A 24,181-nucleotide genomic window follows, 5' to 3' on the forward strand; every position below is an offset into this window, starting at 1 on the left:
TCAACGCTTCTCGCGTCGGTCGGGTCCTTTTTTTGTGCCCGGACGCTGTCATCGGACGTTCCAAGGGAGGAATGACAATGGATGTCAGATCCAGCGCGAAGGACGTGCTCGAGCACGTCGGCGGGAGCGGCAACGTCGCAGCACTGCAGCACTGCTCGACGCGGCTGCGCTTCACGCTCGTGGACGACTCGGTCGTCGATGAGGCCGCACTGAAGGCGATGCCGGACGTGCTCGGCGTCGTCCGCGGCGCGCAGACCCAGATCGTGGTCGGCGGGCGCGTGGGCGACTACTACCGCGAGGTGGAGAAGCTGCGGACGGGCTCGGGGAAGGCCGCACCGTCGGCCTCGACTCCCGCCAAGCGGCCGTGGACGCCCAAGCGCGTCGGCTCCGTCGCCCTCGACTTCATCGTCAGCGTCTTCGTACCGATCATCCCCGCCATCGCGGGCGCGGGCATCTTCAAGTCGCTGCTGGTCCTGGCGGCCGCTCTCGGCTGGATCGACCCGCAGACCGACTCCTACCGCCTCATCTCGGCCGTCCCCGACGCCGTCTTCGCGTTCCTCCCGCTGCTGGTCGCCTACACGACGGCGAAGAAGCTCGACGTGAACCGGCCGGTCGCCCTCGGCGTCGTCGGACTCCTGCTGTTCCCCGGCTTCACCTCGCTGATCACTCAGGAGGGCGGCGCCTCCCTGTTCGGCCTCGCCGTGCCGGCCGTGAACTACAACTCGCAGGTCTTCCCCGCGATCCTCGCGGTGCTGCTGCTCTGGGGCACCGAGCGCTTCTTCACCAAGTACTCGTGGCCGCCCATCCGCACCTTCTTCGTGCCGCTGATGGGCTACCTAATCGTCGCTCCCGCCACGATCTTCCTCATCGGCCCGCTCGGCTACACGATCGGCGACGTCTTCGCCGGCGTGCTGTTCGGCCTCCACGCCACCCTCGGCTGGATCGCCGTCGCGCTCCTGGCCGCGGTCCTGCCGTTCCTCATCTCGGTCGGCATGCACAAGCCGCTGCTGCCTCCGACGATCACGACCATGGCCACCTACGGCAAGGAGAGCTTCTACCTGGTCGCCTCGCTGGCCCACAACATCTCGGAGGCCGGCGCCAGCTTCGCCGTCGCGATCCGCACCCGCAACGAGCGCCTCCGCGCGACCGCCATCTCCGCCGGCTTCTCGGCCCTGTTCGGCGTGACCGAGCCGGCCCTCTACGGCGTGACCCTGCAGAACAAGCGCGCCCTCATCGCCGTGCTGGCCGGAGCTGTCACCTCCGGCGCCTACCTGGGCGCGGTCGTCGTCGACACCTTCGCCATCGTCAGCCCGGGAGTCGCGAGCATCTCGATGTTCATCGACTCGCTCGACCCGTGGAACTTCTTCCACGCGCTCATCGGCATGGGCATCGGCGCCGTCGTCTCCTTCGTCGTGGGCCTGGTGCTCTGGAAGGACTCCGCGTCCGGGACCCTCCGCGTCCTCGGCGACGCCGGCGCCGACGCGACCGCGGGCACGGGCGGAGCGCGCCTGATCGCGCCGATGACCGGCCGCGTCGTCGAGCTGTCCTCGGTCGAGGACAGCGTCTTCTCGAGCGGTGTGCTCGGCGAGGGAGTCGCCATCCGCCCCACCAGCGGCCGCGTGGTCGCGCCGATGGCCGGCACCGTCACCGCGCTGCCCGCCTCGGGCCACTCGATCGGCATCCGCGGGGACGACGGCGTCGAGGTGCTCGTGCACGTCGGGCTGGACACCGTCGGTCTCGACGGCCGCCCCTTCGCGCTGCACGTCTCGCAGGGCGATCGCGTCGAGGCGGGCCAGCACGTCATGGACGCCGACCTCGAGGCCATCACCGCTGCCGGACTCGCGACCGTGACCCCCGTCGTCGTCCTCGACGCCCTCGGCGCCACGGTCGGCTTCACCGCCGATCGCGACGTCTCCACCGGCGACGACCTGATCTCCCTCACCTCGATCAAGGAGCCCGCACATGGCACTGTCTGACGACTTCCTCTGGGGCGGCGCCCTCGCCGCGAACCAGGTCGAGGGCGGCTGGGGCGAGGACGGGCGCGGCTGGGTGGTCACCGACGTCATGCGGTACGACCCCGACGCGAACACCGACGACTTCGAGGCCCTGCACGAGATCACCCTCGCCCGCATCGAGGCCGCGATGGCCGACTCCGACACGCGGTACTACCCCAAGCGCCGGGGCATCGACTTCGTGCACCGCTACCGGGAGGACCTCGCGCTCTTCGCCGAGATGGGCTTCACCGTCCTGCGGGTCTCGATCCTCTGGTCGCGCCTGTACCCGACCGGGGAGGAGCTGGAGCCGAACGAGGCGGGAGTCGCCTTCTACCTCGACCTGTTCGAGGAGATGGCCCGCCTCGGGATCCAGCCGCTGGTCACCCTGTCGCACTTCGACGCTCCGCTGGAGCTCGCCCTCACCCGCAACGGCTGGCTCGACCGCGGGACGATCGCCCTGTTCGAGCGCTTCGCGCGGACCTGCTTCGAGCGCTTCGGCCACGTCGTGAAGAAGTGGATCAGCTTCAACGAGATCGACGGGATGGAGCGTCACCCCTTCACCTCGGGCGGCATCATCGAGGAGACGGTCGACGGCTCGATCACCCAGGCCTGCTGGACCGCGCTGCACCACCAGTTCGTCGCCGGCGCCTCGGTCACGCAGATGCTGAAGGAGCTGTGGCCGGACGCCGAGATGGGCTGCATGCTCACGATGCTCACCACCTACTCGCGCACCTGCCACCCGGACGACGTCGCGGCCACCCGCGCCAAGGAGCGGCTGCTCTACCTCTGCACGGACGTCCAGGCCGACGGCTCCTACTCGCCGCTCGCCCTGAACCAGCTCGAGCGGATGGGCGTCACCATCCCGTTCGCGCCCGGCGACGTCGAGCTGCTCGCCGAGAACACCGCCGACTTCGTCTCGTTCAGCTACTACATGTCGATGACGGAGTCGGTGGATCCCGATGCGGAGCGCACGCCCGGCAACACGGTCCTCGGCGTCAAGAATCCCTACCTGCCCTCGAGCGAGTGGGGCTGGCAGATCGACCCCGCCGGCCTGCGGATCTCGCTGCTCGACCTCTACGACCGCTACCGCAAGCCGCTCTTCATCGTGGAGAACGGGCTCGGGATGCGCGACACGGTCGACGCCGACGGCCGGATCCGCGACGACTACCGCGTCGAGTACTTCCGGGCGCACTTCGAGCAGATGATCCGGGCCGTGGACGAGGGGGTCGACCTGCGCGGCTACGCGAGCTGGGCGCCGATCGACCTGATCAGCTCCTCCACCTCGCAGATCAGCAAGCGGTACGGCTTCATCCACGTCGACCTGGACGACCTCGGCGGCGGCACCCTCGAGCGCCGGCGGAAGGACTCCTTCTCCTGGTACCGGAAGGTCATCGCGACGAACGGCGCCGACCTGAGCTGACGCCGCAGCACGACGTCGGCTGAGACGCCTCTCCCTCCACCGTCAGGGACGGGACCCCCTTCTCAGCCGAGGTCGCGCGTCGGGTCCGCGGGCCCTCTCCTCCACCGCGGAGGAGGGGGCCCGCGGCCGTTCCCGGCGCGGCGGTCCGGCGGTACCCTGCCCGCATGCGTCTGCGCCAGGTCGTCCTCGACACGGAGGACGCCCGCGCCCTCGCCGCCTTCTACCTCGCCCTGCTCGGTGGCGAGTACCGCGCCGGCGACGAGCCGCCCGCTGACGGCTCCGACGACGAGGCGGAGTGGGTCGCGATCGTCACCGCCGACGGCGCGACGCTCACGTTCCAGCGGGTGGCCGCCCTCCCGCGCGCGACCTGGCCGCAGGGACCCGTCCCGCAGCAGCTGCACCTCGACTTCATGGTCGCGGACGCGGAGGAGCTCGACCGGCAGAAGGACCGGGCACTCGCCCTCGGCGCGGAGCTGATCGAGGACCGGAGCGACGACCCGGAGGAGGCGCTCCACGTCCTCGCGGATCCGGCCGGCCACCCGTTCTGCGTCTTCGTCGCGCCCGACTACCCGGCGGAGTAGGGACGCGCGGCTTCAGCGAGCCGCACGCGTCGGATCACATGCCGGTGATCGTGACCGTCGTCGTCGCCGCGATCACCGCGGCTCCCGTGACGCTCGCGGCGGTCCGAGCGAGGATCGCGGCGGCCGCCGGCCCGGCCCAGTGCTGCGCTGCCAGCGTCCGGATCGTCCGCCGGTCCGGGATGCCGGGCCTCGGCGAGAGCGCTCCGGCCGCGTCGAGCAGGCCGATCAGCGCCGCGTCCGACGGCAGGGGCGCCGTCCGAGCGGCGAGGACCTCGGCGACCCGGATCCGCAGCCGCTCGTCCTCCGCCGGCTCCACCGCGGCGACCCTCTCGAGGAGGGCGGGACGCAGCTCCCTCCGCGTGAGGCGGCCGATCCACCAGGAGACGCTGCGCGGTGCGCGCTCGGCCGCGATCCATCCGAGGGCCCCGTCGAGCACGGCGTCCCCGAGGGCGGACCGCTCCGGCCCGAGGGCGACGACTCCGGCGTCCACCTCGACGCGCCGCTGGAGGGCGAGCTCAGCGAGGACGGAGGCGGCCAGGACGGTGTCGAGGGCACTCGACGCCGCCGCGGGCCGCCCGTCGCTCCGCCGCAGCAGGAGGAGGAGAGCGACGGGGAGAGGCGCCGGCGAGGCAGCGGGAGCGGGCTGTTCCGAGGAGTTCCGTGTCGAGTCGTCCATTCCTCGAGCCTGACACCGGCCCGTCCCGGTCCGCATCCGTCGGGAGACGGGTCCGGCGGAGAGGCGCCTGCGCCCCTCTGCCGGATCGTCTGTAGGCGCTCCTGCACGCCGGATGTCGTCGTGCTCGCCGAATCCGCGAATCCAACGTGCAGGAGAGCACGTCACGTGCAGGAGCGCGTCAGACGACCCCCGCCGCCGTTCCCGACACGATCAGGTCGGCGCGGTCGCGCGTGGCCTCGATCAGCAGCGCGTTCCGCCCGTCGACCTCGGAGGCCCAGGCGGAGGCCGCCTCGGGGGCGCGGCCGAAGGAGACGTGGCGGTCGACCAGGCGCTCGAAGCGCTCGGTCTCGGGCGTCGCGCAGAACCAGGCCTCGTCGAACTCGGCGCGGAGCAGCGCCCACGGGCCCTCGTCGACGAGGAGGTAGTTGCCCTCCAGCACCACGAGCGACGCGGGGGGGTGCACGGCCAGCGCGCCGGCCACTCCCTCGTCGACGGTGCGCTCGAAGGTGGGCGCGTAGACGACGTGGTCGGTCTCCGCGCGCAACCTCCGCACCAGGGCGAGGAAGCCCCAGCCGTCGAACGTGTCGAGGGCGCCCTTGCGGTCGTGGCGGCCGAGCTCGTCGAGCGTGGCGTTGGCGAGGTGGAAGCCGTCCATCGGCACGAAGGCGGCGGTCCCCTCCCCCGCGAGCTCGTTCGCGCGGGCGACCACGGCCCGGGCGAGCGTGGTCTTGCCCGCTCCGGGGCTGCCGGCGATCGCGACGATCGCGCGGCGGCCCGGGGAGGTCAGCGCGAGCGCGCGCCCGGCCAGCTCATCGAGGCCGGGCCACACCACTCCGGGGGCGACCTCGGTCTCAGGCCTCGCCACGGCTGCTCTCCAGCGCGTTCACCAGGAAGCCGTGGGCGTGACGGGCGAGCGCGGGGCCGTCGTTCCAGAGGTTCCGCCACACGGCGAGGTCGTTCGAGAGGGTCGGCGAGACGACGGCCGACGAGAACGACTCGAAGGTGATGGGTCCGTTGTAGTCGATCGCGGCGAGGGCGTGGAAGAACGTCGTGAAGTCGAGGTGGCCGCTGCCGAGGTAGCCGCGGTGGTTCTCGCCGATGTGGACATACCCGAGACGATCCCCGACCAGCAGCACCGGGCGGAAGAAGTCGTCCTCCTCGATGTTCATGTGGTACGTGTCCAGGTGGATCAGGACGTTGTCGGCGCCGATGTCGTCGGCGAGGCGCAGGGCGTCCGCAGCGGTGTTGATGACGTTGGTCTCGTAGCGGTTGCAGATCTCGAGGCCGAGGGTCATGCCCTTCGTGGAGGCCTCCGCGGCGAGGTCGGTCAGCACCGAGACGACGTTCGCGCGGCCGGCGGCCGAGAGCGGCGCGCTGTACTTGCCGAGCGCGCTGTAGAGGGCGCCGGTGAAGTGGGTACCGCCGAGCGCGTGGGTGGTCTCGAGGGAGTCGGCGAGCAGCTTCGCGCCGCGGGCCACCACCTGCGGGTCGTCGCTGGAGACGTCGGCCGAGAAGGCGAGGCCTCGCGAGCAGACGATGCCGAGGTCGTTCGCCTCGAGGGCGGCACGGGCGGAGGCGGTGTCGAGGTTCTGCACGTCGTGCAGCGAGAGCTCCAGCAGGTCGAATCCGGCCGCCTTGGTCTGCTCGATCGTCGCGGTCACTTCGTCGGGGGTGGTGCCGCCGGCGAAGACGAGGGCGTGCACTCCGAGAGGGTTCGTGGTCATGGTGGTGCTCCTTGGTTCGAGGTTCAGGGGCGGCGTCGGGCCGCGGGGTCGGTGTCGAGCAGGTCCGCGAGGAACGCGTGGCCGGAGGTCGCGAGGGCGACGGGGTCGTGCCAGAGCTTGCGCCAGAGCCCCATGCCCTCGGCCGAGGCCGGGGGCTGGACGGCGGGCGAGAAGCTCTCCAGGGTGAGCGGGCCGCGGTAGCCGGAGTCGGCGAGCGCCGCCGCGAGCCCGGTCCAGTCGGTGCTCCCGGTGCCCAGCTCTCCGCGGTGGTTCTCGGAGGCGTGGAGGTAGCCGAGCAGGTCACCGGCGTCGCGGACGGCGCTCGCGAGGTCGACCTCCTCGAGGTGGGCGTGGAAGGTGTCGAGGTGCAGGAGCACGTTCGGCGCGTCGAGCTCGCGGAGGAACGCAGTCGTCTGGGCGGCCGTGTTCAGCAGGTTGCTCTCGTAGCGGTTCACGTACTCCGCTCCGACGACGACGCCGGCGGGAGCGGCGGCAGCAGCCACCCTCCGCAGCACGTCGAGCGAGCGCGAGCGGGCCGTCGCGTCGGCCGCGTGCTCGTACTTGCGCATGGCCGAGTAGGTGACTCCGCCGACGTAGCGGGCGCTGATCGCCTCGGCGAAGCGCACGGCCGCCAGGAGCCGCTCCTCACCGCGGTCGGCCGTGGCCGCGTCGGTGATGTCGGAGTCGGCGTCCAGCGCGAGCGAGACGACCGCGTCGATCCCGTGCTCGTCGAGCAGGTCGGCGGTCCACGCGGAGGCGTCGGGGTCGGCGGGCGCCGGGATCTCGATCAGGTCGAAGCCGATCGAGGCGGCGGTGCCGATCGCGCGGCGCCCCGACTCCGGCGTCCAGTCGCCCACGAGCAGGCCCGCGTGGACCCCGATCGGCGACGAGCGCTCCGTGCTCCCGCGGTGCAGGAACCCGGGGTGCATCAGGCGGCCTTCGCGCCCGTGATCAGCGAGACGAGCTCGTCGCCGCTGGTCTCGGCGGTGCGGCGGCCGGCGACGGCGAGGCCCGCGCGCATCACCCACACCTGGTCGCTCAGGCGCATCACCTGGTCGAAGTTGTGGCTGATCAGCAGCACGGCCACTCCGGCGTCGCGCAGCTTGAGGATGATCTTCTCGACGCGAGCCGTCTCCTGGACGCCGAGGGCCGCGGTCGGCTCGTCCATGATCACGATCTTGCTGCCCCAGCCCGCGGCCCGGGCGATGGCGACCGCCTGGCGCTGGCCACCCGAGAGGCGGCGGACCTTGCTGGTGACCGGCGGGACGTTCACGGCGAGGTCGCCGAGCAGCTCCTGGGCCGTCTTCTTCATCTGCGTCCGGTCGAGGAACCGCACCCCGGGCACTCCCTTGGTGAGCTCGCGGCCGAGGAAGAAGTTCTGCCACACGGTCAGGTCCTCGACCAGGGCGAGGGTCTGGTGCACCGTCTCGATGCCGCCGTCCCGCGCGCCGAGCGGAGTGGTGAAGTGCACCACGTCGCCGTCGAGGGTGATGGTGCCGGAGTCGGCGGGGTGCACCCCGGAGAGGCAGCGGACGAGGGTGGACTTGCCCGCGCCGTTGTCGCCGATCAGGGCGGTGATCTCGCCGCGGCGCATCGACATCGAGGCTCCCTTGAGAGCGTGGACGCCGCCGAAGGACTTCTTGATGTCCCGCGCTTCGAGCAGGATGTCGCTGGTCATGGCTGGGCTCACTTCTTCTGGTAGCGGGTGATGAGGGCGGCGAGCACGACCACCAGGCCGACGGCGAGGGGCTGGTAGAACTGCGAGACGCCGAGCAGGGTCAGGCCGTTGGTCAGCGCGGTCAGGAGGAACGCTCCGATGATCGGGCCGACGATCTTGGCCTTGCCGCCGGTGAGACTCACTCCGCCGAGCACCACGGCCGCGATGGAGTTGAGCAGGTACTGCGTGTTGATGGCCGGCTCCGCGGCGCCCACGCGGGCGACGAGGAGGAGCGAGCCGACTCCGGCGAGGACCGCGGCGATGATGTAGACCGCGATGCGCACGCGTCCGGCCTTGATGCCGTTGGCGACCGCGCTCTCCTCGTTGCCGCCGACCGCCTGCACGTGCAGGCCGAAGCGGGTGCGGAACATGACGACCCAGGCGACCACTCCGATGACCGCGGCCAGGATGATCGGGTAGCCGATGATCCCGATCGAGCCGGTGGTGAGGCGGAGCAGCTCGGGGCTGCCGACCGTGATCGGCTTGCCGTCGGAGACGATCAGCGCGAGGCCGGTCGCCACCGAGAGCGTGCCGAGGGTCGCGATGAAGTCGGTGACCTTGCCCTTCGCGATCAGGAAGCCGTTGATCACTCCGATCAGCCCCGCGAAGAGCAGGGCCGCGAGCGCCGAGAGCCAGAAGCCCCAGCCGGCACTCCAGCCGATGCCGAAGCCGACCGCTCCGACGGTCATCGTCGCCGAGATCGACAGGTCGATGCCGCCGGTGGTGATGACGAAGGACTGGCCGATCGAGAGGATCACCAGGATCGCGGCGGCGACGAGCATCGCCTTGATGTTGCCGAGGCTGAGGAACGTCGGAGTCGCGATCGAGAACACGATCACCAGGGCGACGAGCCCGATCGGAGCGGCGTTCTCGGCCCAGAAGCTGAGCTGACGGAGGTTCGCGAGCAGCGGGGACGCGCTGGCCGGGGGTCGGGCGGTGGCTGAGGTCATGGTCGCTTCCTGGGTTGCCATGGGCGGGAGGTCCTACTTGCTGGGGACGAGCGCGGCGAGCGGGTTGTCGAACTCCTCGAACGGCTGGGGGAAGGCGCCGAGGGCCTGCTCCGCGGTCTCGGAGGTCACGAGCGCGGTGGGCGACTCGATCTCGGCGGGGATGTCCTCGCCGGCACCGACGGCCTCGCACGCCTGCACGCCGAGCTGGCCGATCGCGTAGGGGTACTGGGCGACGGTGGCGGTGAGGCCGCCGTCCTTCACGGACTGCAGCGCGTCCTCGTTGCCGTCGACGCTGACCACCTGGACGGAGCCGGTGAGGCCCGCGTTCTCGACGGCCTTGACGATGCCGAGGCCCATGTCGTCGTTCGCAGCGAAGAACGCCTTCACGTCGGGGTTCGCGGCGAGGATGTCGGTCGCCTTGGTCAGCGCGACCTCGCGCTTCCAGTCGGCCGCGGCCTCCTGGACGACGGTGAGGTCGGAGCCGATCGCGGCGGTGAAGCCGTCGACGCGGGCGGCACTGGTGACGTCTCCCGAGACTCCGCCGATGACGGCGACCTCGGAGCCGGCGGGCAGCTGCTTCAGGAGGAAGTCGCCGGCCTTGCCGCCCGCGGCCTCGTTGTCGGTGCCGATGTAGGTGGTCACGTCGAGGTTCGCGGCCTTCACCGCGTCGGGGTCGAGCGGGCTGTCGATGTTGACGATCGTCTTGCCGGTGGCGGACGCGAGCGCCTGCACCAGGTTCGTGCCGCTGATCGGGTTGACGATCAGGCAGCCGAAGTCCTGGCCGGCGACGGTGGTGAGCTTGTCGGCCTGGCCGGTGGTGTCGCCGATGTCGGCGGCGGCCTGCACCGAGACGTCCACCGAGTCGTCCTTCGCCGTGTCCTCGATGCCGTTCTCCATCGCCTGGAAGAAGGGGTTGTCGAGGCCCTTGATGACCGCGGCGACCTTGGTCGATCCGGAGCCGCCGGCGGCCGTGTCGCCACCCGAGGCGCAGCCGGTGAGGAGGAGTGCGAGGGCGCCGACCGGTGCGAGAACCGGGAGGAGGCGGCGTGCTGTGCGGTTCATCGTCATCCTTGAAGATCAGTGGCACCACTGCGTGCCGGTGTGTGAAAACTAGCGGGGCTTTCGCGTTACCGCAATACGAAAGTCGGGGAACTTCAAGTTTCTCGTCGTCACCCATGTACGCTGACCGTGACAAGAGGGGGAGCGATGACGGGGTACTCCACCGGCGAGGCCGGTTCGCACGTGGCCGACGTCCTCGCGCTGTTCCGCGAGCAGGGCGAGGTCTCGCGCAACGCGGTGATGGAGCAGACCGGGCTCTCCCGCTCCACCGTCAACCAGCGCCTCGCGACCCTCGTGGAGCTCGGCCTGATCGCCCCCACCACCGGCGGCGAGTCCACCGGCGGGCGCCCCTCGAGCATGTTCGCGATGAACCTGGTCGGAACGGTGCTCCTCACCGCCGACATCGGGGCGAGCGGATTCGTCGCAGCCGCCTGCGATCTGCGCGGCACCCCCCTCCGGCACGAGAGCGGCGTCGTCGACGTCTGGGAGGGGCCGGACGCCGTGCTCTCGCTGGTGCTCGCCGCTTTCGAGCGGCTGCAGCAGGGCGACGCGGTCGCGGGCATCGGCGTCGGAGTCCCGGGGCCGGTCGAGTTCGCCGCCGGGCGGGTGCGCAACCCGCCGATCATGACCGGCTGGGACGACTTCGACATCGCCGGCTACTTCGCCGAGCCGTACGAGGGCGTGCAGGTCGTCATCGAGAACGACGCGAACGCCCGCGCCCTCGCCGAGTCGCGCCACCACGGCTCCGACAACCTGATCAGCCTCAAGCTCGGCACCGGCATCGGCTCGGGCCTCGTCTTCAACGGAGCGACGATCCGCGGGGCCGTCGGCGCGGCGGGCGACATCGGCCACACCCGCGCGGTCACGGGCACCGTCGACGCGGATCCACTGCCCTGCCGCTGCGGCAATGCCGGCTGCGTGGAGGCGTACGCGAGCGGCTGGGCCCTCGTCCGCGACCTCTCGGCGGAGGACCCCTCGATCAAGCACGTCGCCGACGTCACCGCCCGGGTGCTGCGCGGCGACATGCGCGCGACCCAGGCCGTGCGCCAGGCCGGCCGCGTCCTCGGCGAGGCGGTCGCCGACCTCGTCAACATCCTGAATCCGCGGACCATCGTGATCTCCGGGCAGCTCGGCGACTGCGGCGAGGTGCTGATGTCGGGCCTGCGCGAGCGCGTCTACCTGCGCACCCATCCGCTGGCCACGCGGCACCTGACCATCCACACGTCGGACCTGGGCGAGCTGGCCGGCGTGATCGGCCTCGCCCTGACGACCGCCGACCAGGTCTTCAGCCGCGAGCGCTTCGACCGCGAGGCGAGCGCCGACACCCCCCGCCCGGCGGCCGCCGCGAGCTGAGCGGGAGCGGGTGGCCGCACCCTGCAGCGGCGGAACCGGCGTCAGCCATCCCCCTCCGCCCGCGCACTGTTACGCCCGGCGACGAAGGGTTACGCCGGGCGACGCGGGCCGGGACGGGCGGGCCCGCGGTGCTCCATCATCGTGTCCGGGACGACGCGGAGAGGCCGCGGCCGCCCGACCCGTCCGAAGGAACGCGATGATCCGGCTCGAGCAGCTCAGCAAGTCGTACGGTCAGGCGACCGTGCTCGACCGCCTCGACTTCTCGGTCGCGACCGGCGAGATCTTCGCCGTCGTCGGCCCGAGCGGTGCGGGCAAGAGCACGCTCGCCGCCTGCGTGAACCTCCTCGAGCGGCCCACCTCGGGCACGGTCGTCGTGAACGGGGAGGCGCTCTCGCAGCTCTCGGAGGAGCGGCTGCGCGTCGCCCGCCGCCGCATCGGCACCGTCTTCCAGTCCGACGGCCTCTTCAGCCGCCGCACCGCCGAGCAGAACGTGGCCCTGCCGTTGGAGTACCTCGGCGTCACCGCCGCCGAGACGAAGCGCCGCGTCGCGGAGCTGCTCGAGCGCGTCGGCCTCTCGGACCGCGCCCGCTACTACCCGCACCAGCTCTCCGGCGGTCAGCGCCAGCGCGTCGGCATCGCCCGCGCTCTCGCCCTCCGCCCCTCGGTGCTGCTCTCGGACGAGGCCACCTCGGGCCTGGACCCCGCCTCGACCACCGCGATCACCACCCTCCTGAAGGAGCTGCGCGACGACCTGGGCCTCTCGATACTCTTCATCACCCACGAGATGGAGACGGTGCGCCAGGTGGCGGATTCCGTCGCCCGCCTCGACCACGGCCGCATCGTGGAGTCGGGCCGCCTCGTCGACCTGCTGCGCGACCCGGCGTCCCCGCTCGGCCTCGCCCTCAACCCGGTGCGCCCCTCCGTCGCGCCCGGCCCGGGCCTGGGCGAATGGGTGGTGGGCTACTCACGCTCCGGAGTGCCGACCGACTGGGTCACCCGGCTCGCGGCGGCGGTCGGCCCGGTCGCGCTGCTCGGCGCCGCGATCGAGACGGTGGACGGGCAGGCGGTCGGCCACGCGACGATCGGGCTCGGACCGGTCGACGAGGCGCGGCTCACCCGCGCGGCGGCCGAGCTCGGCCTGTCGGTCCGGCCCGCCGGCGTGCGCGCCCTCGCCGAGGAGGTGGCGGCGTGATCCTCCACCTCGACAACAAGGTCCCGCTCGAGCAGATCCCTGCGCTGGTGCTGCCGGCGCTCGGCGAGACGCTGATCATGGTCGGCATCGTCATGGCGATCGTGGTCCTGGTCGGCGTGCCGCTGGGCGCTCTCGTGCACAACCTCGCGCCGGGCGGGCTGGCCGAGAACCGGGCGGCCCACCAGGTGCTCAGCGCCGTGATCAGCATCGGCCGCTCGCTGCCGTTCCTCATCTTGATGGCGTCGATCATGCCGTTCACGCGCCTGATCACCGGCACCAACATCGGGATCGCGGCCGCCGTCGTGCCGATGTCGATCGCGGGCATCGCCTTCTTCACCCGCATCGTCGAGAACGCGCTGCGGAGCGTGCCGCTCTCGCTCACCCGCGTCGCCCGCGCCTCCGGAGCGTCGCGGCTGCAGGTGGTGCGGACCGCGCAGCTCAGCGAGGCGGTGCCGCAGATCATCGGCGGCCTGACGATCAACACGATCGCGATGATCGAGTACTCGGCGATCGCCGGCACGATCGGCGCCGGCGGCATCGGCTACGTCGCGGTGACCTACGGCTACCAGCGCTTCGACACCACCGTCATGCTCGCGACCATCGTGATCCTGGTCGCCACCGTCGCGACCGTGCAGCTCACCGGCGACGCCCTCGTCCGCGCCACCACGCCCGGCGCCTCCCGCTCGCGGCGAGCGCCGCGGGTCGCGGCCGCCGTCTAGAACCACCACGACTCCTCCTCCTGCGCCCCCGGGCGTTCCTCCCGCGCGCCCGCGCACCCCTCTTCGAAAGGCACCGCCATGTCCACTCCCGACGACCTCGGATTCGATCTGAAGAAGAAGCGCCGCTGGCCCTGGATCGCCGGAGCGGCCGTCGTCGTGGTCGGCGTCGCCTCCGCGATCGCCGTCCCGCTCCTCTCCCCCGCCGTGTCGGCCAACGAGCAGGAGGGGGCGACGCTCTACGTCGCGACCGCCGAGGGCAACGCCTCCGAGCAGGCCCTGGTCGACTTCGTCGCGAAGGAGGTCGCGCCGCAGTACGGCATCACCGTCGCGTTCAAGGGGCTCTCGGACAGCAACACCATCAACCGCGCGGTGAGCGAGGGCGAGGTCGCGGCCACGGTGTACCAGCACAAGCTCTGGCTGGGGCAGGTGCTCGAGGCCAATCCGGACTTCGAGGAGGAGGCGGCCACTCCCGTCTTCCGCTGGGGCTTCGGGCTCTGGAGCGACAAGTACTCCGACGTCTCCCAGATCCCCGACGGCGGCACGGTCTCGCTCTACTCCGACCCCGCCAACGAGGCGCAGGGCCTCTGGCTGCTGCAGAACGCCGGCCTGATCACGCTGAAGCCGGGCACGGAGCCGGGCACCGCGACCCAGGACGACATCGCCGAGAACCCGAAGAACCTGCAGTTCACCCTGCTCGACTTCGCCGCCCAGTCGCGCGCGCTGCCGGACCTCGACGCTGCAGTCGGCTACACCGAGTACTACCTCGCCGCCGGCATCCCGATCGAGCAGCAGATCTTCGCGCCGCAGGCCCCCGACGACTTCGCCGGGCAGCTCACCATCGGCTCGAAGTACCGCGACACCGAGAACGTGAAGAAGCTCGTCCAGGCCTTCCAGGACCCGGCCGTGCAGGAGTTCCTCGCCACGGACGAGACGGTGAAGGGGATCCTGCTGCCGATCGACGGCTGAGCAGGGCCGGAGCGACGGGGTCGCCTGAGGAGTCGCGCACGGCTTCTCGGGCGACTCGGCGTCTGCGGACGTAGCGTGGGCCCATGAACACGTTCACTCTCCACAACGGTGTCGAGATCCCCGCCCTCGGACTCGGCGTCTTCCAGACCCCGCCCGACGAGACCCGCGCCGCCGTCGCCGCCGCGCTCGACGCGGGGTACCGGCACATCGACACGGCGGCCGCCTACGGCAACGAGCGCGAGGTGGGCGAGGCGATCGCCGGCCGCGACGACGTCTTCCTCGAGACGAAGGTGTGGATCAGCGACTACGGCTACGACGAGACGCTGCACGCCTTCGACAAGAGCGCGGGCAAGCTCGGCGTCGAGCGGATCGACCTGCTGATCCTCCACCAGGCGCTGCCCGAGGCCTTCGACCGCACTCTCGACGCCTACCGGGCACTCGAGCGGCTGCTCGCCGACGGGAGGGTGCGGGCGATCGGCGTGAGCAACTTCATGGTCGAGCACCTCACCCGCCTCCTCGCCGAGACCGACGTCGTCCCGGCGGTGAACCAGCTCGAGGTGCACCCGTACTTCCAGCAGCGGCGGGTCGAGCGCTTCGGCTGTGAGAACGACATCCTCACCCAGGCCTGGTCGCCGATCGGCGGCATCACCGCCTACCGCGACTCCCCGCGCCGCAGCTTCGACGACCCGGTGCTCCTCGAGCTCGGCGCCAAGTACGGGAAGACGGCCGCGCAGGTGATGCTGCGCTGGCACCTGCAGGAGGGCCGCCAGGTCATCCCGAAGTCGACCCGCCCCGAGCGCATCGCCGAGAACATCGACGTGTTCGACTTCGCGCTCTCCGGCTCGGAGCTCGCCCGCATCGACGCCCTCGAGGCCGGCGTGCGAGGCGGACCGGAGCCCGAGGCCGTGACGCTGGAGGCGTACGGCCGCGACATCCCCGAGGCGTGAGGAAGGCACCCGCGACGGGAACACCGGAGCCGTCGCGGGCGTTGCCCTCACCATGAGCGTTCCCCTCTCCATCCTCGACCTCGCCCCCATCGCCCCCGGTGAGACCGCTCGCGACAGCTTCGCCGCCTCCGTCGCCCTGGCCCAGGAGGCCGAGCGGAACGGCTACCGCCGCGTCTGGTACGCCGAGCACCACAACATGGCGAGCATCGCGTCCAGCGCGACCTCGGTGCTCATCGCCCACGTCGCCTCGCAGACGTCCACGATCCGCCTCGGCTCCGGCGGCGTCATGCTGCCGAACCACTCCCCGCTCACGATCGCCGAGCAGTTCGGCACCCTCGAGACGCTGCACCCCGGCCGGATCGACCTCGGGCTCGGCCGCGCCCCCGGCAGCGACCAGGCCACCTTCCGCGCGCTCCGCCGCGACCCGGACTCCTCCGAGCGCTTCCCGCAGGACGTGCTGGAGCTGCAGGCCTTCCTCGCCGGCGAGTCCCGCATCCCCGGCGTGAGCGCGACGCCCGGCGCCGGCACCCGCGTCCCCCTCTACATCCTCGGCTCCTCGCTCTTCGGCGCGCAGCTCGCCGCCGCGCTGGGCCTGCCGTACGCGTTCGCCTCGCACTTCGCTCCGGACGCGCTGCACCAGGCCGTCGCCGAGTACCGCCGCGGCTTCCGCCCCTCCGAGCAGCTCGACGCCCCCTACGTGATCGCCGGGATGAACGCCATCGCCTCCGACACCGAGGAGGACGCGCAGGAGCAGTTCGCGCAGATGAAGCGCGCCCGCCTGATGATGCTGCTGCGCCAGAGCGGGCAGATCCCCGTCGGCCAGACCTTCGACGACGAGGAGCTCGACGCCCTGCTCAGCGCCCCGATCGGCGCCCACGTCGCGAGCATGACCACCTACACCGGTGTCGGCACCGGCGACCAGGTGGCCGACTACGCCGCCGACTTCGCCCGCTCCGCCGACGCCGACGAGGTCATCGTCGCCCACGCGTCGCTGCAGACGGAGGCGCGCCTGCGCTCGGTCGCGCTCCTGGCGCAGTCGAACGCGCGCGTCGCCGCCTGATCGCGTCCGCCACACCGCAGGAGTTGTCGCATTCGCGCTCGAGTGCGACAACTCCTCCGTTCTCGATGGGTGAGCACCGGCGCGCGACGGACGAGCACCGGCGGACGCTCTGACCCTCGGTTGCGGACGGCCGGCTCCGCGCGGAGCGGACCGAGCGGCCGGACACCGCCCTCCCGGGTGCGTCCGGCCGCCTCGCGTGCGGGGCACGCGTCACCGCTCGAGCCCGGCACCTCCCACCGCGAGCCCCACGATCACCGTCAGCACCGTGGTCCACAGCGCGATAGCGACGCCCTGCCAGATCAGGATCCGCCCGCGGCCGACTCCCGCGCCCGCCAGCATCACCGCGGTGAAGTGCGTCGGGAGCAGCAGCGGCCCCAGCAGACTCACGCCCGGGACGCCGTAGCGGGTGAAGGCCCGCTGGAACTTCTCGCGCCGCGGGGTCGTCCGCTTCGCCTCCGAGCGGCCCGTGATCGCGGAGCGGACGCCGGTGCCCAGCAGCACGAGAAGCGCCACGCAGACGAAGTTGCCGATCGCCCCGGCGAGCCCGGCGACGACCGGTTGGATGCCGCCGATGATCCCGATGGTCGCCGCTCCCTCGCCCTCGATGAAGGGGACGGCCCCGGCCGCGGCGACGACGAGGGGCTGCACGAGCTCGGGCACGCGGCCGATCAGGTCCTGGAATCCGAGGACCGCGTCGCTGATGATCGTCATGGTTCTGCCTTCCGGTGCGAGGCCCCGGATCTCGGGACGTCTCCATCCGACCGCGTCCGCGACCGCCGCGGCAGTGCCGTCGGATCACCGCGTCCCGGGAGGATCGACGGTCCGAGGGGTGACAAGTGTCATGGTCGTAGCCTGGGCCGCATGGTGAACACGATCGAGGCGGATCCGCCGGTGCGCGCGGGCCGCGGCGTCGCCGTGACCTGGTGGTACACGCTCGCCTCGGCCGCCTCCTTCGTGGTGGTCGTGCTGGCGCTCTGGTCCGTGGCGGTGCTGAGCGCCGAGGCGGCGGAGTGGCGGAAGGGCGCCTACCTCCTGGGCGCCGCCGCCTGGGTCGCGGTGTTCTCGCCGACCGCCCTCGCCTACCGGCGCGCCGACCGCGAGAGCCCGGTGCGCCTCCGGGCCGCGCCGACCCTGGTCTTCTGCCTCGGAGTCGCGGCCGCCGCGCTCACCGGCACGGCCGCCGGGAGCCTCACGCTCGGGCTCTCGCTCGCCGCGACCCTCATCGCCGTGCTGCCCTGGCAGAACGGGGTGCGGCTCCGGGTGATGGCGCTCTGCACGATCGTCCTCGTGGTCGCGGCGGTGCTCGAGCGGACGCGCGCGGCGCCCGACTCGTCCGCCGCGCTCACCACTCTCCTGCTGTTCGCGACTCTGCTGCCCGTCACGGTGGTCAGCGCCCTGTGGTGGTGGGACATCGTCCGCGAGCTCGACCGGGCCCGCGCCGCGGAGGGCCGGCTCGCCGCTGCGCAGGAGCGCCTGCTGCTCGCCGGCGACGTGCACGACCTCCAGGGCCACCACCTCCAGGTGATCGCGCTGCAGCTCGAGCTCGCCGAGCGCCTCCTCGGCAGCGATCCGGAGGCCGCGCTCGAGCAGCTGCGCGCCGCCCAGCGCTCGGTCGACGGCGCCCGCACCGGCACCCGCGAGCTGGCGACGCGCTTCCGCAGCGTCCCGCTCGTCGACGAGCTCGCCAACGCCGCCGACCTGCTCCGCTCGGCGGGGCTCCGCGTCGAGCTCGAGGTCGACCCGGCGGCGGCCTACGCGCCCGCCGAGACGCTCGGGCCGGTGGTCCGCGAGACGACGACGAACATCCTCAAGCACGGCGGCGGCTTCAGCGCGCGGCTGCGGCTCGCGCGGGAGCTCGACGAGTGGCGGTTCGAGGCGGTGAACGACCTGGCCCCGGACGCGAAGGACGCGGACGGGACCGGCACGGGCGTCCTCGGCATGGCGGAGCGGGTCGAGCGCGCGGGCGGGACGCTGCGCGCCGGGGCGGTCCGCCGCTCCTTCGAGCTGGACGCGCGCCTGCCGGTCGGGAGCGACTCGTGATCCGGGTGCTGATCGCCGACGACGAGGACATGATCCGCACGGCGCTGGCCGCGCTCCTCCGCCTCGAGGAGGACCTCGAGATCGTGGGCGAGTGCCGCGACGGCGAGCAGGCGGTCGCGGAGGCGCTGCGCCTGCAGCCCGACGTGTGCCTGTTCGACGTCGAGATGCCCGGGCTCGACGGGATCGAGGCGGCGGAGCGGCTGCGCCGGGTCTCGGCGACGCGGGTCGTGGTCGTCACGCGGCACGCGCGGCCGGGGGTCCTGCGGCGAGCGCTCGGAGCCGGCGTCAGCGGCTTCCTGCCGAAGTCGCGCCGCGTCGAGGACGTCGCCGAGGTGATCCGCCAGGTCGCGAGCGGACGCCGCTACGTCGATCCGGAGATCGCCGCCGACGCCCTGGCGAGCACGCGCAGCCCGCTGACCGACCGCGAGCTCGACGTGCTCAGCGCCGGCTCCCGCGGCGAGACGATCGGCGAGATCGGCGCGGCATTGCACCTCTCCTCCGGCACCGTCCGCAACCACGTCTCGTCGATCCTCCGCAAGCTCGACGTCGACACCCGCCAGCGCGCGGTCATCGAGGCCCGCGAGCGCGGCTGGATCTGAGCGCAGGCGCCACCAGCGCCCAGAACGCAGAAGTCGTCGCACTCGAGCGCGAGTGCGACGACTTCCGCGTTCTCGCGAACGCCGCCGCGTCAGGCCGTCGGCGTCCAGATCCGCATCGTCGACGGTCCGCGGTTCGCCCACCGGTGGTACGGCCGGAACTCCGCCTCGAAGCGGCGCCCCTCCTCCACCGGCACGGAGCCGTAGGGCCAGCCGGGAGCCGCCTCGCGCGCCACGAGGGCCACGCGCGCTCCCTCCGCGGTCACGACGGGCGGCACCGAGGCGTCGACCGCGATGTGCTCGGTGTCCAGACCCTCGGGCAGGTCGAGCGACTCGATCGCGAGCACGAACGGCCCCCGCTCGAGGGCGACCTGGCCGCGCACCGCGTCGATCCGGGGGTGCGGAGCGACGAAGCGGGCCGTCATCGGCAGCGAGAGCCGCACGGTGTCGCCGGCGGAGAACGCCCGGCGGACGGTGACGGTCGGCGTCGAGACCGGCTCGCCGTCGAGCAGCGCCGAGCCGCGCGCGAACGGCGGGACCCGCAGCGTCAGCGCGAACTCCGCGTCCTCGAGGATCCGCACGACGATCTCGCCGTCGGCCGGGTACTCCGTCTCGACGCGCAGCGCGACGCCGTCAGCGCGCACCTCGTACGCGCCGTACTGGTGCAGCTGCACGCCCTCGTCGGTGGCGGTCGCGAAGCCGAGCTCGACGCTCGCGAGGGTGCGGGCGGTGTTGGTCGGGCAGCACGAGACCCAGAACCAGGGGGCACGGAGGCTGGACTGCGCGCGGTCGGTCTCGCGCGACTCGTCCGGTGCCACTCCGTCGACGCGCTGCTGCAGCGTGTTCGTGTAGAAGAAGGCGCGGCCGTCCTCGCGGGTCGCGGGGAGCACCGCGTTCAGCAGCGTCCGCTCCATCAGGTCCGCGTAGCGGGGCTCGTTCGAGCCGAGCAGGAGCCGCCAGCTGAGCATCGTGGAGCCGATCGCCGCGCAGGTCTCGGCGTAGGCGCGGTCCGGGGGCAGCTCGTAGTCGGCGCCGAACGCCTCGTCCTGGTGGTGCGAGCCCATCCCTCCGGTGACGTAGGTGCGCCGCTCGACGGTCGCCTCCCACTGGCGGCGCACCGCCTCCTCCAGCTCGGCGTCGCCGGTCTCGACCGCCACGTCGAGGGCTCCGGAGGCGAGGTAGAGCGCCCGCACCGCGTGGCCGCGCAGCACCTCCGCGTCGCGCACGGGCACGTCGTCCTGGAAGTACTCGGCGCCGAACGCGATCGGCTTCAGCGTCCCCGTCCCGCGCCGCTCCACGAACAGGCGGGCCAGCTCGAGGTACCGCTCCTCCCCCGTCGCCCGCGCCAGCTCGGCGAGCGCCGGCTCGATCTCGGGGTGGCCGCACACGGCGACCCTCCCCTCGGGGCCGAACTCGCGGTGCACGTGGTCGGCGAGGCGCCGGGCGACCTGCGGCAGGAGGTCGTCGTGCCCGGTCCGCAGCCGCGCCACGGCGGCCTGGATCAGGTGCCCGAAGCTGTACAGCTCGTGGCCCCACTCCAAGTCGGAGTAGCGTGCGCGCTGGCCGGGTCGGCCGAAGCTCGTGTGCAGGTACCCGTCCGGGTCCTGGGCGGAGGCGACCCGCGCGACGAGGTCGTCGTACCGCTCCTGCAGGCCGGCGTCGCCGCTCCGGCCGAGCTCCCACGCCATGGCCTCGAGGAGCTTGTAGACCTCGGAGTCGACGAACTCGATGCCCGCGTGCGCGTCGCCGCCCTCCTCGGACGAGATCGAGCCGTCGGCCGCGCGGTCGAAGTTGCCGGCCCAGCCGACGCGCTCGATCCACGAGCGGCAGTGCTCGATCACCGCGGTGGCGTTGAGGTCCTGGTAGTGCTTCCAGAAGCCGCCGGTGAGGCGGATCTCGTCCTGGCGGAGCGGCCGGAGCACGCTCCGCGAGGGGGCGACCGGTCCGCCGAGGGCGGTGGCGGTGGGGGCGGTGAGGGTCACGGTGTCTCCTTGGAGGGACGGGTCAGTCCTTGACGGCGCCGGCGGTGACTCCCGCCGAGACGTACCGCTGAGCGACGACGAGGAGGACGGCGGCCGGGAGCGAGGCGACCACGGCGGTCGCCATGATCGAGTTCCACTCCTGGTTGTTGTTGCCGATGTACTTGTAGATGCCGAGCGTGATCGGCTGGAGCTTTCCGCCGCTGTCGAGCGTCGAGGCGAAGATGAAGTCCGACCAGGCCCAGAGGAACGCGAACAGCGAGACGGTGACGACGGAGTTGCGGCTGATCGGCATGATCACCGAGGTGAAGGTGCGCCAGGCGCTCGCTCCGTCCATCCGCGCCGCCTGGGTGAGCTCGTCGGGGATCCCCGACATGAAGGCCGTGAAGATCAGCACGCCGAACGGCACCGCGATGGTGGAGTCGGCCACGATCAGGCCCGGGATCGAGTTGAGCATCCCCAGGTTGAGGTAGATGGCGTAGAAGCCCATCGCCATGATGATCGCCGGGATCATCTGCGCGATCAGCAGCACGAACGACAGCGCCTGCCCGCCACGGGGCCGCAGCTTCGCCAGCGAGTAGGCGGCGGGAGCGGCGATCGCCACGGTCAGCAGCACCGTGCCGAGGCCGACGACGAGGCTCGTGCCGAGGTAGGGCAGCTGCTCGCTCAGCACCGCCTGGTAGCCGGTGAACGTGGGCGAGAGCGGAAACCAGTCCGGCGGATCCTTCCGCATCGAGCCGGTCGGAGTGAGGGAGACGGTGATCATCCAGTAGACGGGGAACAGCATGATCGCCGTGAGGGCGATCCCGACCACCGTCAGGTACCAGGGGCGGCGCGCGGTCACGAGTCGGCCTGCTTCCGCTGGACGCGGATGTACACGAGGCCGAAGACGAGGGCCAGGATGATCAGCAGGTTGCCGACGGCCGCGGCCGGTCCGAAGTCGGGCAGCATCGAGCCGAAGCCGAGCTGGTACGTCCAGGTGGCAAGCGTGGTCGAGGAGTCGGCGGGGCCGCCCTTCGTCATGATCCAGATGATGTCGAACACCTTCAGCGTGTAGACGAGGCCGAGCAGGATCGTGATCGCCGACACCGGGCGCAGGAGCGGCAGCGTGATCCGCCAGAACTGCTGGGCGCCGGTCGCGCCGTCGAGCGAGGCCGCCTCGTAGAGGTCCTGCGAGATGTTCTGCAGGCCGGAGTAGAGGATGACCAGGTTGAACGGGATGCCGATCCAGATGTTCGCGATCAGGACCGCGATCAGGGAGGTGGTCGGCGAGGTGAGCCAGTTGATCTGGCCGATCCCGAACGACTCCAGGAACGCGTTGACGATGCCGGAGTCGCTGTTGAGCATCCACGACCAGGTCGACGCCGACACGATCAGCGGCAGCAGCCACGGCACCAGGAACAGCGCCCGCAGCGTGGTGGCGAGCGGGAAGCGGCGGTAGAAGAACACGGCGAGCGCCAGCCCCAGCGTGAACTGGAAGAGGAGCGAGACGCCGGTGAACACCGCCGTGTGCAGCAGCGCCGGGCCGAAGGTCGCGTCCTGGAACACCTGGACGTAGTTGTCGAACCAGACGAAGGGCGCGTTCCCCTGCACGAACGAGCGGACCGTGTAGTCCTTCAGGCTCAGCTCGAGGTTGCGGTAGAGCGGGAACGCGTAGAAGACGAGAAGGTACGCGACGAGCGGAGCGAGGAACGCCCAGGCGACGAGGCGGCCGCCGTCGGGGCGCCGGCGGCGACGGCGGGTCTCGGCGGCCGGTGCGAGCGGGGCCGGCGGCTCGGTACCGCGTCGCTGGAGGCGGGCGGTCTCGGTGGCAGTGGTCATGGTCTCTCCCGTCCCCCCGGCCGGTGCGCCGAGCACCGGCCGGGGGGACCTCGTTCGGGGAGCGAGAGCCCCCGGTCGTCCTACTTCGTGGCGGATTCGGCGGCCGACTGGGCGGCCTTCAGGGCGTCCTCGGGAGACTGCGAGCCGCTGAGCACGGTCTGCACCGCGCCCCACAGCTGCTCCGAGATCTTCGGGTACTTCGTGCCGAGGTCGTCCGAGGTGCGGCCCTTCGCGGCCTGCACGGCGGTGACCCACGGCTCGAGCTCGGCGTTGCCGGCGACCTGCTCCTGCTGCGCCTCGGCCGTCGGTGCGATGTACGAGAGCGTGTCGTCGGTCGTGACCAGGCTGTCCGTCGAGGTCAGGCACTCGGCGATCTGCTTCGAGGTCTCGTAGCGCGCCGTGTCCGACTGCACCGGGAGGGTGAGGAACTCGCCGCCGGTCGGTGCCGGGGCCGCTCCGCCGTCCTTCGACGGGATGGTCAGGACGCCGTAGTCGATGCCCGAGGCCTTCGCGTTGGCCAGCTGCCAGGTGCCGTTCTCGCCGAACGCGTACTCGCCGGTCTCGAACTCCTGCCAGCTGGTGGTCTGCGTGTTGCCGATCACGGAGTTGGGCGCGTAGCCCTTCTCCAGCCAGTCGCTCCAGAGCGAGACGGCGTCGACCGCGGCGGGCGAGTCGAGGTCGGTCAGCTCGGCGCCGGAGCCCCAGAACCACGGCAGGAACTGGAAGGTCCCCTCCTCCGTGCCGATGCCGGAGAACGTGATGCCCTTGCCCCCGGAGGCGGTGACCTTCTCGAGCGCCTCGGTCAGGCCGGCCCAGTCGGTGATCGAGGCGGCGTCGACGCCGGCCTTCTCGAGGACGGCCTTGTTGTAGTACAGCGCGAGCGTGTTGGCGCCGATCGGGACGCCGAAGGTGTCGCTGCCGGTCTGACCGGCCGCGAGGATGTTGGCGTCGATGCCCTCGGTGGAGAGCCCGGACTCGGCGGTCGTGGTCAGGATGCCCGACTCGGCGAGCGTCGAGACCACGGGGTTGTCGACGAGCAGGAGGTCGGGCGAGGTCCCCTGCTGCCCGGCGAGCAGCGCCTTGTTGGTCAGGTCGGTGGTGTCGTAGCCGGTGCGCTCGACGGTGACGCCGGCCTCGGTCCCGCAGGTGTCGATGAGCTTCGCCCAGTCGGACGACTCGTCGAATTGGGGGTACGGGTCCCAGAACGTGTAGCTGCCTCCCGCGGCGGAGCCGGAGTCGCCCCCGGAGCCGCTCGCGCAGCCGGTCAGTGCGGCGGCGGCCGTCCCCAGCAGGACGGCGGCGGCGAGGCCCCGAGCGTGCTTCCTCGTCTTCACGGATGATCCCTTCGTCATTGACGGATTCCTCGGCAGTCGTCCCGATCGTCTGC

At 71.8% G+C, this 24,181-nt stretch carries 23 protein-coding genes; 11 read left to right on the forward strand and 12 right to left on the reverse strand.

Annotation, left to right across the window (positions count from 1 at the left end; translation table 11 throughout):
* Window positions 1-77: 77 nt before the first annotated feature.
* The 3 genes from GSU45_RS16370 to GSU45_RS16380 all read left to right on the forward strand — a co-directional run bounded on the left by GSU45_RS16370 (window position 78) and on the right by GSU45_RS16380 (window position 3,995).
* Window positions 78-1,976 (forward strand): glucose PTS transporter subunit IIA, encoded by a 1,899-nt coding sequence (locus tag GSU45_RS16370; RefSeq protein WP_159916569.1) that lies wholly within the window; start codon window positions 78-80, stop codon window positions 1,974-1,976.
* On the forward strand, window positions 1,963-3,414 hold the full coding sequence (locus GSU45_RS16375) for a family 1 glycosylhydrolase (protein ID WP_159916571.1): 1,452 nt from the start codon (window positions 1,963-1,965) through the stop codon (window positions 3,412-3,414). Before GSU45_RS16370 ends, GSU45_RS16375 begins: the two co-directional genes overlap by 14 nt.
* A 164-nt stretch (window positions 3,415-3,578) precedes the next feature.
* Window positions 3,579-3,995, forward strand: coding sequence for a VOC family protein (locus GSU45_RS16380; RefSeq protein ID WP_159916573.1), 417 nt, complete (start codon window positions 3,579-3,581; stop codon window positions 3,993-3,995).
* 34 nt (window positions 3,996-4,029) lie between these two features.
* On the opposite strand, the gene GSU45_RS16385 is transcribed toward GSU45_RS16380, so the two are convergent.
* From GSU45_RS16385 to GSU45_RS16415, 7 genes are all read right to left on the reverse strand, one after another.
* Complete coding sequence (locus GSU45_RS16385) at window positions 4,030-4,671, reverse strand: GPP34 family phosphoprotein (RefSeq protein WP_159916575.1); 642 nt, start codon at window positions 4,669-4,671, stop codon at window positions 4,030-4,032.
* Between the two features lie 178 nt (window positions 4,672-4,849).
* Window positions 4,850-5,536, reverse strand: a complete 687-nt coding sequence (locus GSU45_RS16390; protein WP_244248148.1) for a nucleoside/nucleotide kinase family protein — start codon at window positions 5,534-5,536, stop codon at window positions 4,850-4,852.
* A complete protein-coding gene (locus tag GSU45_RS16395; protein ID WP_159916577.1) occupies window positions 5,523-6,395 on the reverse strand; it encodes a sugar phosphate isomerase/epimerase in 873 nt (290 codons plus the stop codon). The genes GSU45_RS16390 and GSU45_RS16395 overlap by 14 nt, the downstream gene beginning before the upstream one ends.
* A 23-nt stretch (window positions 6,396-6,418) precedes the next feature.
* Window positions 6,419-7,324 (reverse strand): sugar phosphate isomerase/epimerase, encoded by a 906-nt coding sequence (locus GSU45_RS16400; protein ID WP_159916579.1) that lies wholly within the window; start codon window positions 7,322-7,324, stop codon window positions 6,419-6,421.
* Window positions 7,324-8,073: an ATP-binding cassette domain-containing protein gene (locus GSU45_RS16405; RefSeq protein ID WP_104222715.1), complete on the reverse strand. Its 750-nt coding sequence runs from the start codon at window positions 8,071-8,073 to the stop codon at window positions 7,324-7,326. Before GSU45_RS16405 ends, GSU45_RS16400 begins: the two co-directional genes overlap by 1 nt.
* An 8-nt stretch (window positions 8,074-8,081) precedes the next feature.
* Window positions 8,082-9,062 (reverse strand): ABC transporter permease, encoded by a 981-nt coding sequence (locus tag GSU45_RS16410; protein ID WP_159916581.1) that lies wholly within the window; start codon window positions 9,060-9,062, stop codon window positions 8,082-8,084.
* Window positions 9,063-9,095: 33 nt separating this feature from the next.
* A complete protein-coding gene (locus tag GSU45_RS16415) occupies window positions 9,096-10,124 on the reverse strand; it encodes a substrate-binding domain-containing protein (protein WP_159916590.1) in 1,029 nt (342 codons plus the stop codon).
* Between the two features lie 144 nt (window positions 10,125-10,268).
* Between GSU45_RS16415 and GSU45_RS16420 the strand changes: the two genes are divergently transcribed.
* The 6 genes from GSU45_RS16420 to GSU45_RS16445 all read left to right on the forward strand — a co-directional run bounded on the left by GSU45_RS16420 (window position 10,269) and on the right by GSU45_RS16445 (window position 16,358).
* Window positions 10,269-11,474: an ROK family transcriptional regulator gene (locus GSU45_RS16420; RefSeq protein ID WP_159916592.1), complete on the forward strand. Its 1,206-nt coding sequence runs from the start codon at window positions 10,269-10,271 to the stop codon at window positions 11,472-11,474.
* 196 nt (window positions 11,475-11,670) lie between these two features.
* On the forward strand, window positions 11,671-12,666 hold the full coding sequence (locus tag GSU45_RS16425; protein ID WP_159916594.1) for an ATP-binding cassette domain-containing protein: 996 nt from the start codon (window positions 11,671-11,673) through the stop codon (window positions 12,664-12,666).
* Window positions 12,663-13,385 carry a methionine ABC transporter permease gene (locus GSU45_RS16430; RefSeq protein WP_208543462.1) on the forward strand — a complete coding sequence of 241 codons (723 nt, stop codon included), beginning with the start codon at window positions 12,663-12,665 and terminating at the stop codon, window positions 13,383-13,385. The genes GSU45_RS16425 and GSU45_RS16430 overlap by 4 nt, the downstream gene beginning before the upstream one ends.
* 78 nt (window positions 13,386-13,463) lie before the next feature.
* Window positions 13,464-14,351, forward strand: a complete 888-nt coding sequence (locus GSU45_RS16435; protein ID WP_159916596.1) for a MetQ/NlpA family ABC transporter substrate-binding protein — start codon at window positions 13,464-13,466, stop codon at window positions 14,349-14,351.
* Between the two features lie 83 nt (window positions 14,352-14,434).
* Entirely contained in the window at window positions 14,435-15,298 is an 864-nt protein-coding gene (locus tag GSU45_RS16440) for an aldo/keto reductase (protein ID WP_104222706.1), read from the forward strand.
* A 52-nt stretch (window positions 15,299-15,350) separates the two neighbouring features.
* Window positions 15,351-16,358 (forward strand): LLM class flavin-dependent oxidoreductase, encoded by a 1,008-nt coding sequence (locus tag GSU45_RS16445; protein ID WP_104222705.1) that lies wholly within the window; start codon window positions 15,351-15,353, stop codon window positions 16,356-16,358.
* 210 nt (window positions 16,359-16,568) lie between these two features.
* Here the strand turns inward: GSU45_RS16445 and GSU45_RS16450 are convergent, their stop codons facing one another.
* Window positions 16,569-17,069: a small multidrug efflux protein gene (locus GSU45_RS16450; RefSeq protein ID WP_159916598.1), complete on the reverse strand. Its 501-nt coding sequence runs from the start codon at window positions 17,067-17,069 to the stop codon at window positions 16,569-16,571.
* Between the two features lie 150 nt (window positions 17,070-17,219).
* Here GSU45_RS16450 and GSU45_RS16455 point away from each other — a divergent pair, with 150 nt between their 5' ends.
* Both GSU45_RS16455 and GSU45_RS16460 read left to right on the forward strand, forming a co-directional pair.
* The gene (locus GSU45_RS16455; protein WP_159916600.1) at window positions 17,220-18,398 is read left to right on the forward strand and encodes a histidine kinase; all 1,179 of its coding nucleotides are present in this window, start codon (window positions 17,220-17,222) and stop codon (window positions 18,396-18,398) included.
* Window positions 18,395-18,997: a response regulator transcription factor gene (locus tag GSU45_RS16460; protein WP_104222701.1), complete on the forward strand. Its 603-nt coding sequence runs from the start codon at window positions 18,395-18,397 to the stop codon at window positions 18,995-18,997. The genes GSU45_RS16455 and GSU45_RS16460 overlap by 4 nt, the downstream gene beginning before the upstream one ends.
* Window positions 18,998-19,086: 89 nt before the next feature.
* Here GSU45_RS16460 and GSU45_RS16465 read toward each other — a convergent pair whose 3' ends face one another.
* From GSU45_RS16465 to GSU45_RS16480, 4 genes are all read right to left on the reverse strand, one after another.
* Complete coding sequence (locus GSU45_RS16465; RefSeq protein WP_159916602.1) at window positions 19,087-20,976, reverse strand: beta-L-arabinofuranosidase domain-containing protein; 1,890 nt, start codon at window positions 20,974-20,976, stop codon at window positions 19,087-19,089.
* Window positions 20,977-20,998: 22 nt separating this feature from the next.
* Window positions 20,999-21,817: a carbohydrate ABC transporter permease gene (locus GSU45_RS16470; protein ID WP_159916604.1), complete on the reverse strand. Its 819-nt coding sequence runs from the start codon at window positions 21,815-21,817 to the stop codon at window positions 20,999-21,001.
* Window positions 21,814-22,794, reverse strand: coding sequence for a sugar ABC transporter permease (locus GSU45_RS16475; protein ID WP_159916606.1), 981 nt, complete (start codon window positions 22,792-22,794; stop codon window positions 21,814-21,816). Before GSU45_RS16475 ends, GSU45_RS16470 begins: the two co-directional genes overlap by 4 nt.
* An 80-nt stretch (window positions 22,795-22,874) precedes the next feature.
* Complete coding sequence (locus tag GSU45_RS16480; RefSeq protein WP_159916608.1) at window positions 22,875-24,146, reverse strand: extracellular solute-binding protein; 1,272 nt, start codon at window positions 24,144-24,146, stop codon at window positions 22,875-22,877.
* Window positions 24,147-24,181 lie beyond the last annotated feature (35 nt).

It is taken from the genome of Rathayibacter sp. VKM Ac-2801 (genome assembly GCF_009834245.1).
Lineage (GTDB): Bacteria > Actinomycetota > Actinomycetes > Actinomycetales > Microbacteriaceae > Rathayibacter.